General features: G+C 40.8%; 18 protein-coding genes. 7 read left to right on the top strand and 11 right to left on the bottom strand.

Annotated features, from left to right (window positions below; genetic code table 11):
• Positions 1 to 16 precede the first annotated feature (16 nt).
• Positions 17 to 2,239, top strand: a complete 2,223-nt coding sequence (locus KCV26_15295; GenBank protein WZX38413.1) for a S9 family peptidase — start codon at positions 17 to 19, stop codon at positions 2,237 to 2,239.
• A gap of 5 nt (positions 2,240 to 2,244) precedes the next feature.
• On the opposite strand, the gene KCV26_15290 is transcribed toward KCV26_15295, so the two are convergent.
• The 11 genes from KCV26_15290 to KCV26_15240 form a co-directional block, all read right to left on the bottom strand.
• Positions 2,245 to 2,904, bottom strand: coding sequence for a DUF2461 domain-containing protein (locus tag KCV26_15290; protein WZX36635.1), 660 nt, complete (start codon positions 2,902 to 2,904; stop codon positions 2,245 to 2,247).
• 4 nt (positions 2,905 to 2,908) lie between these two features.
• A complete protein-coding gene (locus tag KCV26_15285) occupies positions 2,909 to 3,538 on the bottom strand; it encodes an HD domain-containing protein (protein WZX38412.1) in 630 nt (209 codons plus the stop codon).
• A gap of 17 nt (positions 3,539 to 3,555) precedes the next feature.
• Positions 3,556 to 4,461, bottom strand: coding sequence for a transporter (locus tag KCV26_15280; GenBank protein WZX36634.1), 906 nt, complete (start codon positions 4,459 to 4,461; stop codon positions 3,556 to 3,558).
• Between the two features lie 16 nt (positions 4,462 to 4,477).
• Positions 4,478 to 5,401 (bottom strand): alpha/beta hydrolase, encoded by a 924-nt coding sequence (locus KCV26_15275; GenBank protein WZX36633.1) that lies wholly within the window; start codon positions 5,399 to 5,401, stop codon positions 4,478 to 4,480.
• Between the two features lie 44 nt (positions 5,402 to 5,445).
• Complete coding sequence (gene gmk / locus KCV26_15270) at positions 5,446 to 6,012, bottom strand: guanylate kinase (protein ID WZX36632.1); 567 nt, start codon at positions 6,010 to 6,012, stop codon at positions 5,446 to 5,448.
• A gap of 2 nt (positions 6,013 to 6,014) precedes the next feature.
• Entirely contained in the window at positions 6,015 to 6,887 is an 873-nt protein-coding gene (locus KCV26_15265) for a YicC family protein (protein WZX38411.1), read from the bottom strand.
• A 102-nt stretch (positions 6,888 to 6,989) separates the two neighbouring features.
• Positions 6,990 to 7,703: a response regulator transcription factor gene (locus KCV26_15260; GenBank protein ID WZX36631.1), complete on the bottom strand. Its 714-nt coding sequence runs from the start codon at positions 7,701 to 7,703 to the stop codon at positions 6,990 to 6,992.
• Position 7,704: 1 nt separating this feature from the next.
• Positions 7,705 to 9,264, bottom strand: coding sequence for a HAMP domain-containing histidine kinase (locus tag KCV26_15255; GenBank protein WZX36630.1), 1,560 nt, complete (start codon positions 9,262 to 9,264; stop codon positions 7,705 to 7,707).
• Positions 9,265 to 9,559: 295 nt separating this feature from the next.
• Entirely contained in the window at positions 9,560 to 10,264 is a 705-nt protein-coding gene (locus KCV26_15250) for a CDP-alcohol phosphatidyltransferase family protein (GenBank protein ID WZX38410.1), read from the bottom strand.
• A gap of 209 nt (positions 10,265 to 10,473) precedes the next feature.
• On the bottom strand, positions 10,474 to 11,094 hold the full coding sequence (locus KCV26_15245) for a 30S ribosomal protein S16 (protein WZX36629.1): 621 nt from the start codon (positions 11,092 to 11,094) through the stop codon (positions 10,474 to 10,476).
• Between the two features lie 331 nt (positions 11,095 to 11,425).
• The gene (locus KCV26_15240) at positions 11,426 to 12,466 is read right to left on the bottom strand and encodes a helix-turn-helix domain-containing protein (protein WZX36628.1); all 1,041 of its coding nucleotides are present in this window, start codon (positions 12,464 to 12,466) and stop codon (positions 11,426 to 11,428) included.
• A 197-nt stretch (positions 12,467 to 12,663) separates the two neighbouring features.
• Between KCV26_15240 and KCV26_15235 the strand changes: the two genes are divergently transcribed.
• From KCV26_15235 to KCV26_15210, 6 genes are all read left to right on the top strand, one after another.
• The gene (locus tag KCV26_15235) at positions 12,664 to 12,885 is read left to right on the top strand and encodes an NVEALA domain-containing protein (protein WZX36627.1); all 222 of its coding nucleotides are present in this window, start codon (positions 12,664 to 12,666) and stop codon (positions 12,883 to 12,885) included.
• Positions 12,886 to 12,890: 5 nt separating this feature from the next.
• Positions 12,891 to 13,940 (top strand): hypothetical protein, encoded by a 1,050-nt coding sequence (locus tag KCV26_15230; protein WZX36626.1) that lies wholly within the window; start codon positions 12,891 to 12,893, stop codon positions 13,938 to 13,940.
• Between the two features lies 1 nt (position 13,941).
• The gene (locus KCV26_15225; GenBank protein WZX36625.1) at positions 13,942 to 14,823 is read left to right on the top strand and encodes a DUF1573 domain-containing protein; all 882 of its coding nucleotides are present in this window, start codon (positions 13,942 to 13,944) and stop codon (positions 14,821 to 14,823) included.
• A 58-nt stretch (positions 14,824 to 14,881) separates the two neighbouring features.
• Entirely contained in the window at positions 14,882 to 15,142 is a 261-nt protein-coding gene (locus KCV26_15220; GenBank protein WZX36624.1) for a hypothetical protein, read from the top strand.
• A gap of 382 nt (positions 15,143 to 15,524) precedes the next feature.
• On the top strand, positions 15,525 to 16,676 hold the full coding sequence (locus tag KCV26_15215) for a 6-bladed beta-propeller (protein ID WZX36623.1): 1,152 nt from the start codon (positions 15,525 to 15,527) through the stop codon (positions 16,674 to 16,676).
• The gene (locus KCV26_15210) at positions 16,666 to 17,721 is read left to right on the top strand and encodes a 6-bladed beta-propeller (protein WZX36622.1); all 1,056 of its coding nucleotides are present in this window, start codon (positions 16,666 to 16,668) and stop codon (positions 17,719 to 17,721) included. The genes KCV26_15215 and KCV26_15210 overlap by 11 nt, the downstream gene beginning before the upstream one ends.
• Positions 17,722 to 18,010 lie beyond the last annotated feature (289 nt).

Below are 18,010 nucleotides of genomic sequence, written 5' to 3'. Positions count from 1 at the left end.
AACAACTGTTGTTTTTATGGGTGTAAATGCACAAAGTGTTTCAGGAGACTGGAAGGGAACCTTATCGGTTCAAGGAATGAACCTCGATCTTATTTTTCATCTGGCCGAAGAAAACGGAAGTTATTCCGGCACGCTGGATGTGCCCGTGCAGGGCGCAACGGGAATTCCGGTGGACAAGGTGGAAACTGACGGAAAAACAATTAAGCTGGGAGTATCGGCGGCGCAAATCATCTATAACGGAGCACTACAAGGCGACAGCATCGTTGGAAATTACGAACAAGCCGGAATGTCGTTGCCGCTGACCTTAAAAAGATTTGAGAGCAAGCTACCTGGAATTACGTCCTTGGTTTCGTCCGAAGAGGAACTGCAAGCCTTGAAGCTATCCGACAAGGGAGATTACAAATACAGGGTGGAGGATTATTTCGCCAAGCCGAAAGCCTCTTCTTTTCAGCTTTCGCCGAACGGCAAATATTTGTCGTATATGGAGAAGGATGGGTTGAAAAATCACGTGTATATAAAAGAGATCGCCACCGGCAAGGTCACCCGGGCCATTGAAGAGAAGGAGGAGCCTATTAAGGGTTACGGGTGGGTAAACGACAGCCGTTTGATATTTGTCATGGATAAGGGCGGCAACGAGAACTACCATATTTATGCGGCAAATACCGACGGTAGCAACCTGATGGACCTGACTCCCTTTGAAGGGGTAAGAGCGATGATGTTGAATGAATTGAAAGACCAGAAAGATTACATCATCATCTCGATGAACAAAGACAACAAACAGGTTTTTGAACCCTATAAATTGAATGTAAACACCGGAGCTCTGGAGAAGCTTTTTGAGAATAACGATCCGGCCAACCCCATTCAGGGATATGATTTTGACAAAGACGGCACTTTGCGCGGCTACACCAAAATGGTGAACGGTGTTGAAATGGAATATTATTACAAAGACTTACAGTCGGGGAAGTTTACTTTGCTGAAGAAAATGAAGTGGGACGACACCTTCGGGATCATGAGCTTTAATTATGCGAGTAACCATCCGGATGATGCGTATGTGATGACAAACCTTGATTCCGACAAAACGGAAATTGTGCTGTACGACCTGAAACAAAACGAGGTAATCAAAAAAGTATTTTCCAATCCCCATTTTGATGTCTCGGGGATGAGGCTTTCGCGGAAGAGGAATTACGAAATCGATTACTTTGCATACGAGGGAGAAAAATACGTGATTCTGCCCCAGAGCACGTTCTTTAAAGATTTTTCCAGGAAGATGGCTAACGAATTCAAGGACGTGGAATATTACGTGACTGACTTTGACGACGATGAAACGAAGTTCCTTATTGTGGTACAAAGCGACAGGGTGTATGGGAAGTACTACGAGTACGATGTCCGGACCGGAGAATTCAGCCTGCTGTACGACCTGATGCCCCAGCTCGATCCCGACGACATGGCGGAAATGAAGCCGATCACTTTTAAAAGCCGTGACGGACTTACGTTACACGGATACATTACCTTGCCGAAGGCAGCGCTGGAAGGAGAAAAAGTCCCTTTGGTAGTGAATCCGCATGGCGGCCCGCAGGGAGTCCGCGATTCGTGGGGCTTTAATCCGGAGGCCCAACTTTTTGCCAGTCGTGGGTATGCCACGTTGCAGGTTAATTTCCGAATATCGGGCGGATACGGGAAGGAATTTCTGCGTAACGGCTTCAAGCAAATCGGCCGGAAGGTGATGGACGATGTGGAGGATGGCGTGAAGCATGTGATCGGCCAAGGATGGGTGGATCCTGCTAAAGTTGCCATTTACGGAGGTAGCCACGGCGGTTACGCCACCTTGATGGGGTTGGTCAAGACTCCCGGTCTCTACACGTGTGGCGTGGACTACGTTGGGATTTCCAATATCGAAACATTTTTTGCCTCTTTTCCCGAGTACTGGAAACCACTTACAGAGATGGCTAAAGAGATTTGGTACGACCTGGATAATCCCGAAGAGGCAAAAATTGCCCGGGAGGTTTCGCCGATTTACCAAACCGACAAGATCATCCGTCCGGTTTTTGTGGTGCAGGGGGCGAATGATCCGAGAGTGAACATCAACGAATCCGACCAGATTGTTACTGCGTTGCGGGCCAAAGGCCTGTATGTACCTTACATGGTGAAGTACAATGAAGGACACGGATTCTACCGGGAGGAGAACCGGATGGATTTTTACGGTGCGATGATGGGGTTTCTGGCCAAGTATTTGAAATGAAGCTTTTAGTGTACTGCTCTGTTTAGGAAGTCGTTGAACGGATACTGCACTTTGAATAATTCCATCAACCGCCCAATGACATCCGCCTTCTCGAAAAATTCATTGTCGAGTGCCCGGTGCGTCACAAAGTGTTTGTTTTTCAACAGCTCAACCTCCTTGAAATCCTTCGGATACCCTTTGGGCGGGTTTTTGAGCTTTTCCTCGTTCGAGAGGGCGGGAAAAAGTTCACAAAACCGTTTGTCGTCCAAAATCCTGCGTATCTCTTCCGGATGTTGATAGATCGAGTTCCGTATAGATTCCAGCACGGTAGGGTCGGGAGCATAAATACCCCCGGCGATAAATGATTCGTCGGGTTGCAGGTGGACGTAATACCCGGCCATGCGGGTTTTTCTTCCGCCATTGGCGATAAAAGCGCTGAAATGGGTTTTGTAGGGTGTTTTATCGTTCGAGAAACGAATATCCCGGTAAATACGGAACATGCATTCACTAGCAGTTATCGTTCCGATGCTCGGGTCGAGCTGACTGAGAGGCACGATAAGTGTGTTGACAAATGCTTCGAACGATGCACGTGCCTGGTTGTAATCGCTTTTATGTTCGTTGAACCAGTTTCGGTTGTTGTTGGCCTCCAGGTGGACCAGGAAGTTGAATATTTGGTTGAAGTTCATTTTTTTACGGATTTTTTTTAAGAATACCTTCTTTTACACTGTCGTTTATCAAGTTCTCCGCATAGTTCCAGAGGGCGGCAGATCCTTCTTTAATGGCTTTTTTCTTTTCGTACACTTTCCGGTAATCCACATTGAATTCCACCCACGTCCCGCCCTTGTTGGAGATGTTTTGCAGCAAGGGTTCGAGCCGGTCCATCGATCTGGCAAACTTTGCTTCATCACTGGTTCCTTCTTCGAATTCTTTCCATATTTCTACGAATTCTTCGGCTTGTTTTTCAGGTAACAGGCCGAAAATGCGTTTGGCTGCAGCCAGCTCTTCCTGTGTATTGGTGTGATTTTTTGATGTGTCATAAATGAATGTGTCGCCTGCGTCAATTTCCACGATATCGTGAATCAACACCATTTTCAGGACTTTCAGCATATCAACCGGCTTGTCGGAATGTTCTGCCAGGATAAGCGCCATCATGGCCAGGTGCCAGCTGTGTTCAGCATCGTTTTCCTGCCTGTTGCTGTTGAACAGTCTCGTTTTACGTTGAATGTATTTTAATTGGTCAATCTCTTTTATGAAACTGATTTGCTTCAATAAGTGATTTTTTTCTGTTTCCGTTTGATTTTTTTGTTTTTCAGACTGCATGGCTGATAATGCTTTATTCAAAACAGTTTTTCCGTTTTTTTATTTTTTCTCCAGATCTGGTAGGAATTTACCAAATTTTGCCACAGTACGTATAGTCCGGGACCGAGTGATGCTATCGGGTTCAGATAGGTTTGGGTAAGCCAGATAGCAAGAATTGTGTTTTTTTGCCCCAATCCCTGCCCTCCGGCAATGGTCCTGTCAAATCTAGACCCGATCATCCGTCCTGTTCCAAATTGCAATAGGCAAACGGCTAATGATATGAGCCCGATAACAATCTCAAGGGTGTATTTCCCATCGTCTTGCGCAATTACAAAATTGGCCACGTTCCCGATGACTACTGTAAGGGCTGCCGCCCAGATATAAAAGGAAACGATTTGCGCCGAGCGGACTTTCCGGTGGAGGTCGGGCGATGCTTTCTTCAAAAACAAGGCCACGAAAAAGGGGAGAACAATTATGGGAACTACTTTCCGGAAAATGTACCAAAACGAAGTGATAAACGGAACCTCACTACCCGTCTGGCCAATCAGCGACAGGTAAAGCGGGGCTACAAAGGCCACGGAAAGATTACTGAACATGGAGAACGCTGCAACAGAAGCAATGTTTCCACCCAAGATGCTTGCAACAACCGGAGCCGAAGTGGCTGTAGGGGCAAGTACGCAAATCATGACCGCCTGTGCCAGTGTTTCATTGAACGGCCTGACGGCAAGATAGATCAATGCGCTTCCGATGTATTGGATAGCCAGCAAAATATAATGGAATTTAGTCAACCGTATATCGCTCCAGGAGATGCGACAGTAGGTGATAAAAAGCATCAGTGAAAGGAGATACGGGGTGATGGGTGACAGTATAGCCAACGGGTTGTGAAAGGCTATCCCGATGATCATCGCTATCGGAAGCAGGTATTTTTCCAGAAATTTTTGCATATGAAACGTTCGGGATTTATTTGTAATAACTTCCCGGATCAGTCGAGGTATCCGATTTGCGAAATTTATCTTTCAAATAGATTTCGAGCATCCACTGTTTTTTATCGAAAACAAAATTGCGGATAAACTGCTCAATTTCCGGTAGAAATTCTGTCATGGGGTATTCCGACACATCGTGCCCGATACCTTCCATGGTGTAAAAAGTGTAGGGGTATCCCTGCTCCTTAAACCTTTTTGCCAAAGACTTTGAGCCAAAGACACCCAGTTTAAAGAATCGGGTTTTGTTGTAGGGAACCAGCTTGTCTTTACTCCCGTGGAAAAACAGGGTGGGGGCGGGAGCCGTGTCGTAGGAAGGAGTCCCTTCTTTACTGAAAACTGATCCCGCGAAAGCAATCACGCCGGCATACTGGAAGCCATCCGGCAATACTCTTGTTGTCTCCCGGTGGTCGCGCTTCTCGTAATCTGCCTGTAAAACCGTCATCGCGCCAGCACTTGAACCACTGATGATAATTTTTGAAGTGTCGATATTCAACTCACCGGCATGCTGAAGCAAATAATTGGTGGCGGAGTATACATCCTCTACTGCCAGGGCAATAGCATGCTGCAACGGTTTGTTGTTGAATATGCCGGGTGCTTTTTGCCCTTTCATTCCCAACCGGTAATCGATGGAAACCACCTGGAAGCCTTTGTCTGCAAAATAACGGAAGTAATCGGTGTACAGTGCGGCATCGCGTGTTCCTTCCTTAAACCCGCCCCCGAAAACAAACAGCAGGCACGGCTGGGCGGATACCGATGAGGTACAGGAAGAATAAATATCCATCTTCAGTTCCTGCTGATCTTTTACGGCGAAAATCCGGGTTTCTTTCCTTATCTCCTCAGGATAAAGAAAAAGCGGAGTGAGCAGGACGATAAATAGTGCTGTTAATTTTCTGCGGTTCATACGGATTTTTGTTTATTGTCTTTTGACTTCCGGTTTTCCGTACCTTAATCCTTTTCTATAAACGCTTTAATGGCTTTGTATGCTTCTTCTTTTGCCCTGTCGAAATCATCGTTCAGGACAATCAGGTCGAACCGGGAGGCATAGCTCATTTCAAATTCGGCTTTTGCCAGGCGCCCTTCAATGATTGCGGGAGAGTCGGTTCCGCGTTTCTCCAGTCGTTCGCGGAGGACCTGTACAGACGGTGGCATCACAAAAATACTCAATGCACGGTCTCCGTATATTTGCTTTACGTTAAGCCCGCCGATACAGTCGATATCAAAAACCACGTTTTTCCCTTCAGCGAGAATACGGTCTACTTCACTTTTTAACGTGCCGTAGAATTTATCGGGATAGACCTCCTCGTATTCCAGAAAATCACCTTCAGCAATCTTGTTTTTAAATTCCTGGGGGGTGAGAAAAAAATACTCCACGCCATTTTTTTCTTCACCGCGCGGTAAGCGGCTGGTAGCCGAGATAGAAAACTGCAAGTTTAAATCCTGTGCCAGCATGTATCGTACGATGGTGGATTTACCTGCTCCCGATGGTGCTGAAAATATAATTAGTTTTGACATAACTATAAAACATTCAATATCTGTTCTTTTATTTGCTCCAGTTCGTCTTTCATCCGGACTACGATCCGCTGCATATCGCTATGGTTTGATTTTGAGCCTAATGTATTGATTTCGCGTCCCATTTCCTGTGCAATAAATCCCAGCTTTTTGCCTTGAGATTTTTTCTCGTCCAGTGTTTCTATAAAATAATCCAAATGGTTGGTTAAGCGCGATTTCTCTTCGTTCACATCCAGCTTCTCGATGTAATAAATCATTTCCTGCTCAAACCGGTTGGTATCGTATTCCTTGTTTTCGAGTGTTGCCAGCCCGTCGTGAATGCGTGATTTTACTTTTTCGATCCTTTCACTTTCGTAGGGTTCTATTTCCTGTAGCAATTGGCGGATATTTTCTATTTTTTCCTCCAGCAGGTTTCGAAGCATCTCTCCTTCCTGAACCCGGAATCCGATCAGTTCATTTACTGCTTTTTGAATAGTTTTTTCGATGATGGACCATTCCTCCTCGTTCAATTCTTCCGCGTCCTGTTTCATGACATCGGGCAAACGCAGCAAGGTCTGGAACCAATCCTGAGGAAGGCTGATATTGAGTTCATGCGACAGCGCGGTTATTTCCTGGTGATATTGTTTTAAAAGCGTGTGATCGATAGTGGCGGAAACATCTTTTGAAATATGTTCCACCGTAAACGACAGGTCTATTTTACCGCGTTCCAGTTCTTTCGACAGCCAATTTCGCAAACCGATTTCTTTTTCCCTGTAAATCATTGGAATTCGGGTGAATAAATCGAACTGTTTGCTGTTCAGAGATTTAATCTCTATGGTCAGTTTCTTGTGCGGAAGTTCTACAGCGGCTTTTCCGTAGCCGGTCATTGAGTGTACCATTTCAACTTTTTTACAAAGGTAGTTATATTCATCGGTTTTTGGGTGAAAGAGCACAAAAAAAGCCGTTCCTGAGAACGGCTTTTTTTCGTATTTCATTCGGGATCAAGCATTTTCGTTTTCATCTTCGGTGGGCACAATAAGTTTGTATCCTTTGCCGTGAATGTTGATGATCTCGATGTTCGATTCGGGTTTCAGTAATTTGCGCAACTTAGTGATATACACATCCATACTGCGAGCGTTGAAATAGGTGTCTTCCTCCCAGATCTGTTTCAGCGCATGGTTGCGTTCCAGAATATCGTTGGCATGTGAGCAAAGTAGGGAAAGCAGCTCCGATTCTTTCGTTGTGAGCTTGGTTTGCTCGTCTCCGATGTAAAGAATTTGCTTTTGCGTATCAAAAGTCATTTCGCCGAATTTATAAATCTGCTGTTCTTTTGACTTTTTGCCTTTCACACGACGGATGATGGCTTCGATGCGAAGTACCAGTTCCTCCATGCTGAATGGCTTGGTAATGTAGTCGTCCGCACCCGCTTTAAATCCTTCCAACACATCGTCTTTCATGTTTTTGGCCGTCAAAAATATAACGGGAATCTCGGTGTTGATGCTTCTGATTTCCTTTACCAGCGTGATACCGTCTTTCTTGGGCATCATTACGTCAACAATGCACAGGTCGTACTTTGTTTTCACAAATCCCTTGAAACCTGCTTCTCCATCGGGGAAAAGGTCCGTTTCAAATCCTTTTGCCTGCAGATATTCTCTGAGCAACATGCCAAGATTTTCGTCATCTTCGCATAAAAATAGTTTTAATTTTTCTTCCATTTTATTTCTGTGTTATTACGGGTAAACTTATTATAAATTTTGTTCCTTTGCCCAATTCGCTTTCTGCCCGAATTGAACCTCCCAAGTCGGTTACGATTTTCTTCACGTAAGCAAGTCCCAATCCAAATCCTTTCACATCGTGAATGTTTCCGGTGGAAACGCGATAAAACCGGTCAAATATCTTTTTCACATCTTCTCTCTTTATCCCAATTCCGTTATCTTCTACCCATATAATGATTTTGTTACCTTCGTTCCGGGTACGAATCATCAATACAGGCGGCACATCTTCTCTTTTGTACTTCAGTGCATTGTCGAGCAGATTAAAGAGCACGTTGGTAAAGTGCATTTCGTCGATATTGACCATCGTATTTTCTGCCTGCAGGTCGATATCGAGTTCTCCATTGAATTTTTCTACCTTCAATATATGGGTGTTGGCCACATTTACAATGATATCATTCAGATCTACTTCCTTAATTTTCAATGTGGCTTTCTGTTTATCGAACAGCGACATTTGCAGTACCTTTTCTACCTGAAAACTCAATCGTTTTGTTTCGTCGTTTATCACACCTGCCACGTGTTTGAATACTTCGGGCGATTTGGTGATGGATTCGTCCTTCAACATTTGTGATGCCAGTGAGATGGTTGAAACGGGCGTTTTAAGCTCGTGAGTCATGTTGTTGATAAAATCGTTTTTCATTTCTGACAGCCGTTTTTGCCTGAACAGACTCACAATCGTAAAAATGAACGTAACCAAAAGGATGAACGTAAAAATCATGGAGGGCACAAAAAATGAGAGTTCGCTGTACACAAAGTCCCTTTTTGTTGGGAAATATACTTTCAGCGAGTTCAGTCTCGACGGCGGATCGTTTGGAAACAGAATCTGAGTATAGGTTGATTTTTCATCCCTGGCTGAAAATCCGGGTGAAGAATAAACTATCCTGTTGTTGAAGTCGATGACCTGAAAACTGTAAGGAACGTTTAAAGCGCTGTTTAGCAACTCTGACCGGATATATTTGTCCAAATCGTAAAAGTTTATCCGTTCCTCAATCGGATCGCTGCTTGCCCTGTACAGGAGTTTTAAAATAACCTCATTCATCAGCGCCTGTTCGTACAGGTAACGTTTTGAAAACGATTGTTGCAAGTCAAACGAAGTTTTTGAGATCGTGTTTACGCCGTGCCGTGGCGATAAAAATACTCCCCCTCTTCCTATTTCGTCTATTGAACTTTGGTTTTGAATGATCTGCTCAATCCTTGTTTCACTTCCATCGGGATTCGTAATGGTTGCCCGGGTTTGTTCGGTAACGATGTTGGTTGAAGATCCGGACTGTTTGTACTGAGAGTACCTGTTTTCCGATTCCAGCATATCTTCCTCCAGGTATCGCCGGGTTTGTTCCTGTTCCAAATCTCTCGATACATTAATAAGGCTTCTCTTCACCATCTCGTTAAATTGCTGCTCCCTCACAGACATACTTGCTTTCATATATCTTACCTGAAGGAATAGCAACGAGAAGAAAGCTACGAACATAACTACTGCAAGCAACCAGATAGTCGATTTTTTCATACTTTTGCTTTACCTATCTCCGTTTTTTTTAGTTGACAAATTTAAAAATATTAAAGATCGTTTTTAGTTATCAATTTAACAAATAAACGGCTTTTTTGTTTAACATATCCCCTTAAAATTATAAAAAATCGTAAAAGTAGTTGGCTTACAACATTATTTAAGAGAATAGTTAAAGCGCAGCTTTCTTTTTAGGGAAAATTTGCGTTGGCTGAGGCAGTCAATGCCTGCCGAAAATTTTATTGCCAATAAAAAACCCGATAGGATGATATCGGGGTCTTGCTGGTATTGCGGAGGATCAGGCGTTTTCTCTTTGCCGGTTTTGAAGATCCTCTGCTTTAATTCTTTTCTCTTCCACATCACGTTTATCGGCAAGTTTTAGTAATTTTTTTGCTTCCACGAAATTTGAATAGAGCAAAAAGGCTGTTGCCAATGTAGTGAGGTAATATATGGAATGGGGAATAAATGCTTCCAAGGTAATAATTGCTCCCAGGATGATGCGGACTTCGGTGGGCCCGAATATGCCCGAATCGATGGAATATTGTCCGCCTACCTTATACCTCAGTTGTGCCGTGATCATCTGCCATCCGTACAGAACGACGAACAGAAAGCCCAAGTATTTCCAGACACCTTCTGCATAAACCGTAAATCCGAGTCCTATTAAGATGGTACCTACCCAATCGACGGTAACGTCCAACGAAAATCCGTACCATTTACGTGGATTGTTCCGGTAATAGGCAATTCTGCCGTCGAGTGAGTCGCCAAACCAGTTAATCGCAAATCCAACGATGGATAGCAGTAGCCAGTAGCGGCTGAAAAAAGCACCTAACACAATACTGGACGCGACCATGACATTTCCAAAAAAACCGATGGCGGTCAGTCCATCCGAATTTATCCATAACGGAACTTTTTGAACCAGGTATGCTATTAATTTTTGCTCCGAGCTTTTTAATATATTGGTTCTTTTTCGGTCTTTCGCTATGATATTTAGCGTTTTAACCATTTTTTCTCTTGTTTCTTTTTTCATTTCCGTAATTTTTACACGTGGAAATACAGTATAGTCACGAAGTAATTAATCTACAAATTTAGCTTTAAAAATGGATGTTTCGAATTTGTTAAGGATAATTTATCTTTAAAAAAAGTTAACAATTTATGGCAAAACAAAAAAAATGCGCCGGTCAGGCGCATTTAAAAAGGTATGTGGTAGACTGATTATTCCGCTTTTGGCTCTTCAGCCGGAGCTTCATTAGCCGGAGCTTCTGTTTTTGGTTCTACGGATTCATTTTCAGTTGTTTCCGTAACTTCAGTTGTTTCTGCAGCCTCAACGGTCTCTTCTACTGTTTCTTCTGCAACCGGATTGTTTTCAGCTTCCGCTTCGGCTTTTTTCTTCGCCAATGCTTCCGCTTTTGCTTTGTTCACTTCTTTTTCAGCATCCAGGCGGGCCTTTTCTGCTGCACGTTGTGCTTCTTCGTCTTTGTTTTTCAGCTTTTGGCTGGCTTGCAGTTTGGAGTTTATCCATGCTTCGAATCTCTTTTCAGCTTCTGCCTCATCGAAAGCGCCCTTTGCTACACCTCCCAGGAGATGTTTTTTCATTAATACTCCTTCGTCCGATAAAATATTACGGACGGTGTCTGTGGGTTGCGCACCCACTTGCAGCCAATACAAAGCTCTGTCGAAATCTAAAGTGATAGTAGCAGGATTTGTGTTCGGATTGTAAGATCCGATCCTTTCAATGTACTTTCCATCACGTGGAGCTCTGCTATCTGCAACGATAATCTGGTAGAAGGCGTAATTTTTACGGCCTCTTCTTTGTAAACGCAGTTTTGTTGCCATTTAGTAGTTTTTGTGAATGTTAGAAATTTTGTATGTATGAAATAAAACTCCTGTTTTTTTGTGCAGGAGTTCAGTATTCGTGATCCGCCCGGGATTTATTTTTATCTTGGATTGCTCTGGCAATCAATAATTTATAAATCAAAAATAAGATTACTCCACCGAATAGGCGATTGCTGATTTTCTGCAAATTTCACCTTATTTCATTTTGCGACTGCAAAGGTATGAATTTATTTTAATATTTACCAAAAATAAAATTGAAAATATTTTTTTGCACATTTCTTTACTTCATTTTTTAATTTTGTAAGAGATATAGTATGGTGCATTCAAATCGTTAATCATTCACCATCTTTTCATCTATATCATCTTGCATATGCTTCAATTCATAATATTCATCTCCTTTTTTTGTGACTAGATTAAATGTGCAATCCATCTCTTTAAGATAATTTCTTAATTTGTTAATTGCACTCATCAGATTTTGATCAGCAGTATATTGATTATCAGGCCACAGTATTTTTTTTAGTGCGTTTTTTCTGACTACGTGTTCATCACTCTGGAGAAACATCAAAAGCATTTCAGATGGTTGCTTGGTAACAGCGACGATTTCTCCCTTTTGTCCAATTAATTCACATTTACGCGTATCGAAAATAGTTTTACCAAGATAATAATATTTTCCTCGTTTCACAATTTTATCGGGTTTTATTTTTTTTTTCTCTATAAATAAATATGCGGTTACACCCAACATTAAAATTTCAATAAATAGTAATATGATCAATAATCTCTTAGACATCAACTTAAAGACGACAAAAGGTGAATAGTAAACAAATCCCTCATAGTCAATTTCATCAAAAACTCCACCTTTTACAATTGGCATCCGGTAATAAGAACTAAGATTGGTAGTGTCACCGCTTGTTTGTGTCCGTTGATTGTGGCGTATTAGAACGACAGAAGAACACATAAGTTTGTTTTCCTCCAGTTCGGAGTCGAAAATTTGCTGCAATTCTTGCGGTTGAATACGTTTCCGAAGGAACAGATAGGTTTGCGAACCTTTAAATCGTTCCAATTCCAAATCTCCTCTCACCTCAACTTCTTTTGTAATAGTCGTATCTTCTGTAATAACTGTTTGGCGTCGAATTGTTCCTTTCTTTAAAGATTGATTCTCTGAAATATGAACTAATTGAAATTCTCCTTCCATATTTAGTCTTACCTGCTCATGAATGGACTGTTCAAATACGGATGATAAATTCTGTTGCAATTTGTGCTCGGATTCTTTATACTCAGCAGTTCCTAAAACCGCCAATAACGTAAAGATGGAAGAAGCTGCAATAATAAGATACAAAATTATCTTTCTATATGTTGAATCGGTGAAAAACATCGCTCTTGGTTTTGAACCGTAAAGGTAGAAATAATCTTGAAAGACACAAAATTCACGACAAAATCGGACATGAGCAAACAATATATGCCGCTCATTTTTAAACAATTAAACGAAATGAGTTATAAATGAGCCAGCATTTTTTATTAATTGATTATTAAATTCTATCTTCGTCCGGTTAAGATTAATTTCTCAAGATCATGAAAAAGAAAAAAGTAATTTTGTCACTATTTATGGCAGTATCAGTATTGTCTCTTGTGTATTTAAAAAGCCAACGAAACGGCATAAAATCCGAATTGGTGCTTTCAAATATTGAAGCGCTGGCATCAGGAGAAGATAATCAAATTTATCAATGTTTTGGAATTGGCAGCTTAGACTGTCCGCAGATTTCCACCAAAGTTGCCTTTATTAGAATACTTTAATCGGAATGAGGAAGTACCTAAGCCACAATCTTCTTATCTGCTGTTTACTTACGGTTGCCATAGGGTGTAAGAACACCAACAACAACCTCTCTTATGACTCGTTTCCCGTCAACATCTCACTTACAGGAAAGAGTATTGAAACGGATTCTGTCATGTTGCGCTATCCGTTCAGGATTAAGCATCAAGACAGTTTGGCCATTGTAATGGATTTGCATCATCCCGACTATTTCTATCATTCTTTTACCTATCCACAATTCCGGTATATATCTTCTTTCAGAAAGCGTGGTCAAGCACCCGAAGAGAATCTGTCAGTTGAAAATTTCAGATTAGCCGGGGGAAAGATGTGGGGATTGGATGCGAACAAGCACTTGATTACGAATTTGTCATTGCAACGTGTTCATGAAAAGACGAGTACAAAGGAAATATCTTTAGACAAAGAGATTATTCGCGCATTGGATTTTGCCTTGTATGATGATTCCTGCTTTATCATTCCCGACTATTCTGGCAAACACCGTTTTCATATTATTGATATGAATGGGGATATAAAATCCAGCCGTGGTGAAATACCAAGCGTAGAACATAAAAACAAAGACATAGCTTTAGCCCAGGCATGGCGTTCCTTCATAGACTATAACCCAGATAACGGAATTCTGGCTATGGTAACCCAGTTGGGAGAAGTGCTGGAAATTTTTAACTTAAAAGACGGCACGCATATCGTGAAGTTTGGCCCTCACGGAGAGCCGGAATATAATGAGACGGAAGGAATGGCAATCCCTTCGGGAATTATGGGATTCAGCGACATTCAGGTAACGGATAAATATATTTATGCCGTTTTTCACGGCAGAAGCTTTAAAGAGATTGCACAACAGCGGCAACCCGCGACAGACGGCGGTCAATATATCTACGTTTTTTCGGTAAAAGGAGAACCGCTCGTCAAATATACATTGGATCGGTTTATTTACGGTATTGATGTAAATGAAGAGACAAAAGAGATGTATGCCGTTGATGTAAACTCCAATCTACCCGTGGTAAAATTTAAATTAGAGCATTTGTAACATGAGATTATCTTATTTTGTTTTGTTGACGGGTGTATGCGGATTGATGCTTTCTTGTAAAAATAATCCGCAAATAGAAATTGCCAAAGTCGTTACCGAATGGCAGAACAGGGAAATAATTTTCCCGAAAGGTCTTGTTTTTACGCTGCACGGCAGAGACACCACAGATTACACCATTCCTCCGGCATCTCACAAAATATTGGTGTATGTGGATTCCATCGGTTGCACCAGTTGCAAACTGCAACTGCATAAGTGGAAAGAGTTTATAAAAGAGGCAGATTCCATGACTCACGGTACCGTTCCCGTTATCTTCGTATTCCATCCCAAAGATTTGCGAGAAATATCGTATCTCTTAAAAAGAGACAGTCTTGACATCCCGGTTTGTATTGATATGGAAGATAAACTGAATGCGGTGAATCGTTTTCCGACACATCAGCAATTTCAGACTTTTTTGCTCGACGATGAGAATAAAGTCGTGTTTATCGGAAATCCCGTTCATAATTTGCGGGTTAAGGAGATGTATTTATCCGAAATATCACAGAATGCATATCAAAGCAGAGGAACACCATCATCTCGCAACACACAAATTGAAGTAGGTAACACGGAGTTTGATCTGGGAACCATCCCAAAAGGAGAGGCTAAAATGGTTAGCATTTCAATAAAGAATGTGGGCGGATCGCCTTTGATGATATTCCACACCCGCGCCTCGTGCGGATGCACGCATATTGAGTATGAGAAAAAGCCGGTACATCCGGATAGTACAACAATTGTCAGTATAACGTATAATGCCGACGACCGGGGGTATTTCAATAAAACCGTTTCGGTGTACGGCAATATGGACAACTCGCCGTTAATTATACGGCTAAAAGGAAATATAGAATAAAAACCCTCTGCAAAAGAGGCAGAAATCAATAGTTTTAAACAATTAAATTTTTAAAGGAATGAGGAAGAAAATTCTTTCGGGCGTATTCGCCCTCGCACTCCTGGCAACCGCAGGTTTGGGAGTGCACAAAAGTATGAACGGTAATGCCGATCTGAATGATTTGGCACTGGCAAATGTGGAGGCGTTGGCAGAAAACGAGGGTGGAGGAGGTGAATGTCGTTGGGCTACACGCGAAACCTGGCAGGGATGGGAAGCAATTTGTATTAGTACGGGAGTAGGTTACAACTGTACATGTGGGGAGGTTAAACCTTATTATTAATCAGCCCTTATAGAAGAGAGAGGGAAGTTATTTCCCTCCTCTTATTTAACAGTAGAAGAATTTATTCAATCACCATATAAAAAATTTGAGTTTTACATAATTTAAGTTTCGCAAGCTTCTTTGTTTGGCACTAACATTCGCTTCGCAGAGGTTTGCTACGCTCGGCATAACCAAAGCAAGCTTTGCTTCTGCACCCACTTAACGCAAAAGTTCGCTTACGCTCAAACAGCTTTTCTTTTTTAACGCAAGGCTGCGCGGGATGTGTCCCCGCAAAACAGCTAAATATCTCCTCGTTGTTAGTGAACAATGTCTGATAACTGATACTTGCGAAAGTTGAATACATAATATCCAATCTTTTAAGCTTAATATAAAAATCGATCACATGAATTTTAATAAGTACAATATTTTTATTATTCCTTTGTTGTTTCATATCTGTTGTTGCAATGCTGATAACGAGAAACACAAAAATGACCTAATATCACTTCCCATGAATGCTGCAGTTCAAATAGATTTTGATGAAATTGTTGAAAATGTCAATTGTATCGTGCTTGAAAATTTACCGGATGCCTACATGACCGATTGCTGGAAAATAATAAAATACAAAGATCTTTTTTACCTTTACTCTTTAAGTGATTTTGCCGTTTGTATTTTTGATAAAGAGGGCAAGTTTATTAAACGTATTGATGGAAAGGGTACAGGAGCTGTTGAAACCCCGTGTGATATATTTATTGACAAAAAACAGGATCAACTCTGGGTTGTAGAAAGCCGACATTTTATTCATAAATATTCTCTGAAAGGAAACTTTATGGCTAAAGAGGTATTACCATATTTCGCTGTCAAATTGGCCCGCTTTGACGATAATGGTTTTTTATTTTATGATGGGGGATTTGACAGGGAATCGCCTTTTTTTGTAAGGCAAACCTCTACTGATTTAAAAACTGTAAAGACTTTTGTAGAGAAAAAAAACAAACAATACAGGAGTATCCCTATTTCTTTATTTGCAAATAATGACAAAGATGAAGAAGTATATTCACTTCTACCCTATATTGACACTGTTTATATTAGCAACAACACTAAATCTTTTACGCCTTTTTTTCATTTGAATTTTGACAGCAGTTTGCTTACATTTGATATATTTCCCAACAATGGATTTAGTGATAAAGAAATGGCTGAAATCATAAAAACAAAAAAAATGGTTCATAATATTACAGGGTTTTATTATGTCTCCGGATTGCTATTCATGCAATTGCATGGTAAGGATGATTCTTTTCGGATTATAAATGTTAGTACGAAAAGTGTTTATAAATTCAATACACTAATTGACGAACTTAATGTCGATCATGGTGTTACGACTATACAAGGAAGTACCGATACAAGTTTATTGGTAAGTATGCAGGCAAAAGAATTTTTAGAAAAATACACAGAAAGAAAATACCTGACGCATTACAAATCTATTGTGAAATTACTTAACACTCCGGAGATAATTAAAAACAGGGTTTTAATGGAAATAAAAATAAAAAAACATGAAAAATAAGACGACCGTAGCATTTGTATGCTTTATGTTACTATTCTCTTATTCATGCCAAAAGAGGCAACAAGAATCTTCTCTTATCTCTGGTTTTAATCGAAACGCAATAGAAGTGGAAAGCTTGGATGACTTGTTTGGGAAGAGAGGCAAACAAATCGCGTTAGAAACAACGGACGAGGCTCTTGTCGGTAAAGTGGGAAAAATTATTAAAAGAAAGGACTGCTATTTCATACTCTCCGGAGAAAACAAAATACTTCAGTTTGACAATAACGGACGATTTGTTTCAACCTTAAATAAATTGGGAGCAGGTCCTGACGAATATACCATGATTACGGATTTTGCCTGCCTCATAAATGAAAATAATGAGATTGAGATATGGATTAGTGATTTTAAAAAAATAAGGAAATATCGTAAAGCTGTTGATTCTTGGGAACAATTTGCTTCTATAGATTATCCTTACGTAATAAATAAAATTCATATAATCAATGATAGCCATATACTTCTTCTAACAGGACAGAATGATAACTGTTTAACGATTTCAAATGGGAAAGGGGAAAAAATCTCTTCCTATTTGAAAAGTGAAATACCATTCATGGTATTTAAGCCCGTACAGTTTGTAGATTTTGGGCAAGAGATTATTTTTCAACAAGGTGTCTCTAACCAATGTGTAATATATTCTCCTTTTGATAATAGTTTCACCGAACGTAGAATAATTAATGAAAAAAGATTTTTATCATCAAAGATGTTACAAGATCTATTTTCTAAATATGAATATGACTATCTCAAGGAACTGCCCGGATATTCTTATATCCGAACCCTCCGGAAAGTGAAAGGACAAATACTGATTGATTTTTTTATGGATAAAAAAAGACACGTTTCTTTTCATGCGGACAATGTTTGGCGTACTTTTACTTATGATCCGAAAGATATAACCGAGAATGATGACTTGGAGTGCCTCTCAACGATTGGTGTGGGTGATGGATTGACCAGTTTCATTATGTTTAAAAACAATGAAAATGAAGATGAAAATCCCATTGTGGTAGAGTATTAGTGGTATGGTATAATCAGTAACTTCGTTTGATGACACTTATCTGAAACCTTCAATAGTCTCAATATAAAAGGAATGGTTTCATAGTATGGAACTAAATTCGCGCATGGATAAGTTTGCAAGAAAAAATTGTCAAAACAGTCACCGAATTGCAAAACAAAGTGGTCGTCTTTCTCACAGACTTGGATTCCATGAATCATAGAAAGGATAAGGTGAATAATTCACCGTTGATTGTCAAGCTAAAAGGAAATATAGAATAAAAAAGTCCTCAATAGTGAGGCAAAAATCAACA

It is taken from the genome of Petrimonas sulfuriphila, assembly GCA_038561985.1.
Lineage (GTDB): Bacteria > Bacteroidota > Bacteroidia > Bacteroidales > Dysgonomonadaceae > Petrimonas > Petrimonas sulfuriphila.
Note: the sequence above shows the minus strand (reverse complement) of the source record. Positions and strands in the feature narration are given on the sequence as shown.

Excerpts from the sequence above, each read along its gene's own strand:
- KCV26_15295 (WZX38413.1), top strand. The coding sequence starts at position 17 with ATGGGTGTAAATGCACAAAGTGTTTCAGGAGACTGGAAGGGAACCTTA.
- KCV26_15290 (WZX36635.1), bottom strand. The coding sequence starts at position 2,904 with ATGAACTTCAACCAAATATTCAACTTCCTGGTCCACCTGGAGGCCAAC.
- KCV26_15285 (WZX38412.1), bottom strand. The coding sequence starts at position 3,538 with ATGCAGTCTGAAAAACAAAAAAATCAAACGGAAACAGAAAAAAATCAC.
- KCV26_15280 (WZX36634.1), bottom strand. The coding sequence starts at position 4,461 with ATGCAAAAATTTCTGGAAAAATACCTGCTTCCGATAGCGATGATCATC.
- KCV26_15275 (WZX36633.1), bottom strand. The coding sequence starts at position 5,401 with ATGAACCGCAGAAAATTAACAGCACTATTTATCGTCCTGCTCACTCCG.
- gmk (WZX36632.1), bottom strand. The coding sequence starts at position 6,012 with ATGTCAAAACTAATTATATTTTCAGCACCATCGGGAGCAGGTAAATCC.
- KCV26_15265 (WZX38411.1), bottom strand. The coding sequence starts at position 6,887 with ATGGTACACTCAATGACCGGCTACGGAAAAGCCGCTGTAGAACTTCCG.
- KCV26_15260 (WZX36631.1), bottom strand. The coding sequence starts at position 7,703 with ATGGAAGAAAAATTAAAACTATTTTTATGCGAAGATGACGAAAATCTT.
- KCV26_15255 (WZX36630.1), bottom strand. The coding sequence starts at position 9,264 with ATGAAAAAATCGACTATCTGGTTGCTTGCAGTAGTTATGTTCGTAGCT.
- KCV26_15250 (WZX38410.1), bottom strand. The coding sequence starts at position 10,264 with ATGGTTAAAACGCTAAATATCATAGCGAAAGACCGAAAAAGAACCAAT.
- KCV26_15245 (WZX36629.1), bottom strand. The coding sequence starts at position 11,094 with ATGGCAACAAAACTGCGTTTACAAAGAAGAGGCCGTAAAAATTACGCC.
- KCV26_15240 (WZX36628.1), bottom strand. The coding sequence starts at position 12,466 with ATGTTTTTCACCGATTCAACATATAGAAAGATAATTTTGTATCTTATT.
- KCV26_15235 (WZX36627.1), top strand. The coding sequence starts at position 12,664 with ATGAAAAAGAAAAAAGTAATTTTGTCACTATTTATGGCAGTATCAGTA.
- KCV26_15230 (WZX36626.1), top strand. The coding sequence starts at position 12,891 with ATGAGGAAGTACCTAAGCCACAATCTTCTTATCTGCTGTTTACTTACG.
- KCV26_15225 (WZX36625.1), top strand. The coding sequence starts at position 13,942 with ATGAGATTATCTTATTTTGTTTTGTTGACGGGTGTATGCGGATTGATG.
- KCV26_15220 (WZX36624.1), top strand. The coding sequence starts at position 14,882 with ATGAGGAAGAAAATTCTTTCGGGCGTATTCGCCCTCGCACTCCTGGCA.
- KCV26_15215 (WZX36623.1), top strand. The coding sequence starts at position 15,525 with ATGAATTTTAATAAGTACAATATTTTTATTATTCCTTTGTTGTTTCAT.
- KCV26_15210 (WZX36622.1), top strand. The coding sequence starts at position 16,666 with ATGAAAAATAAGACGACCGTAGCATTTGTATGCTTTATGTTACTATTC.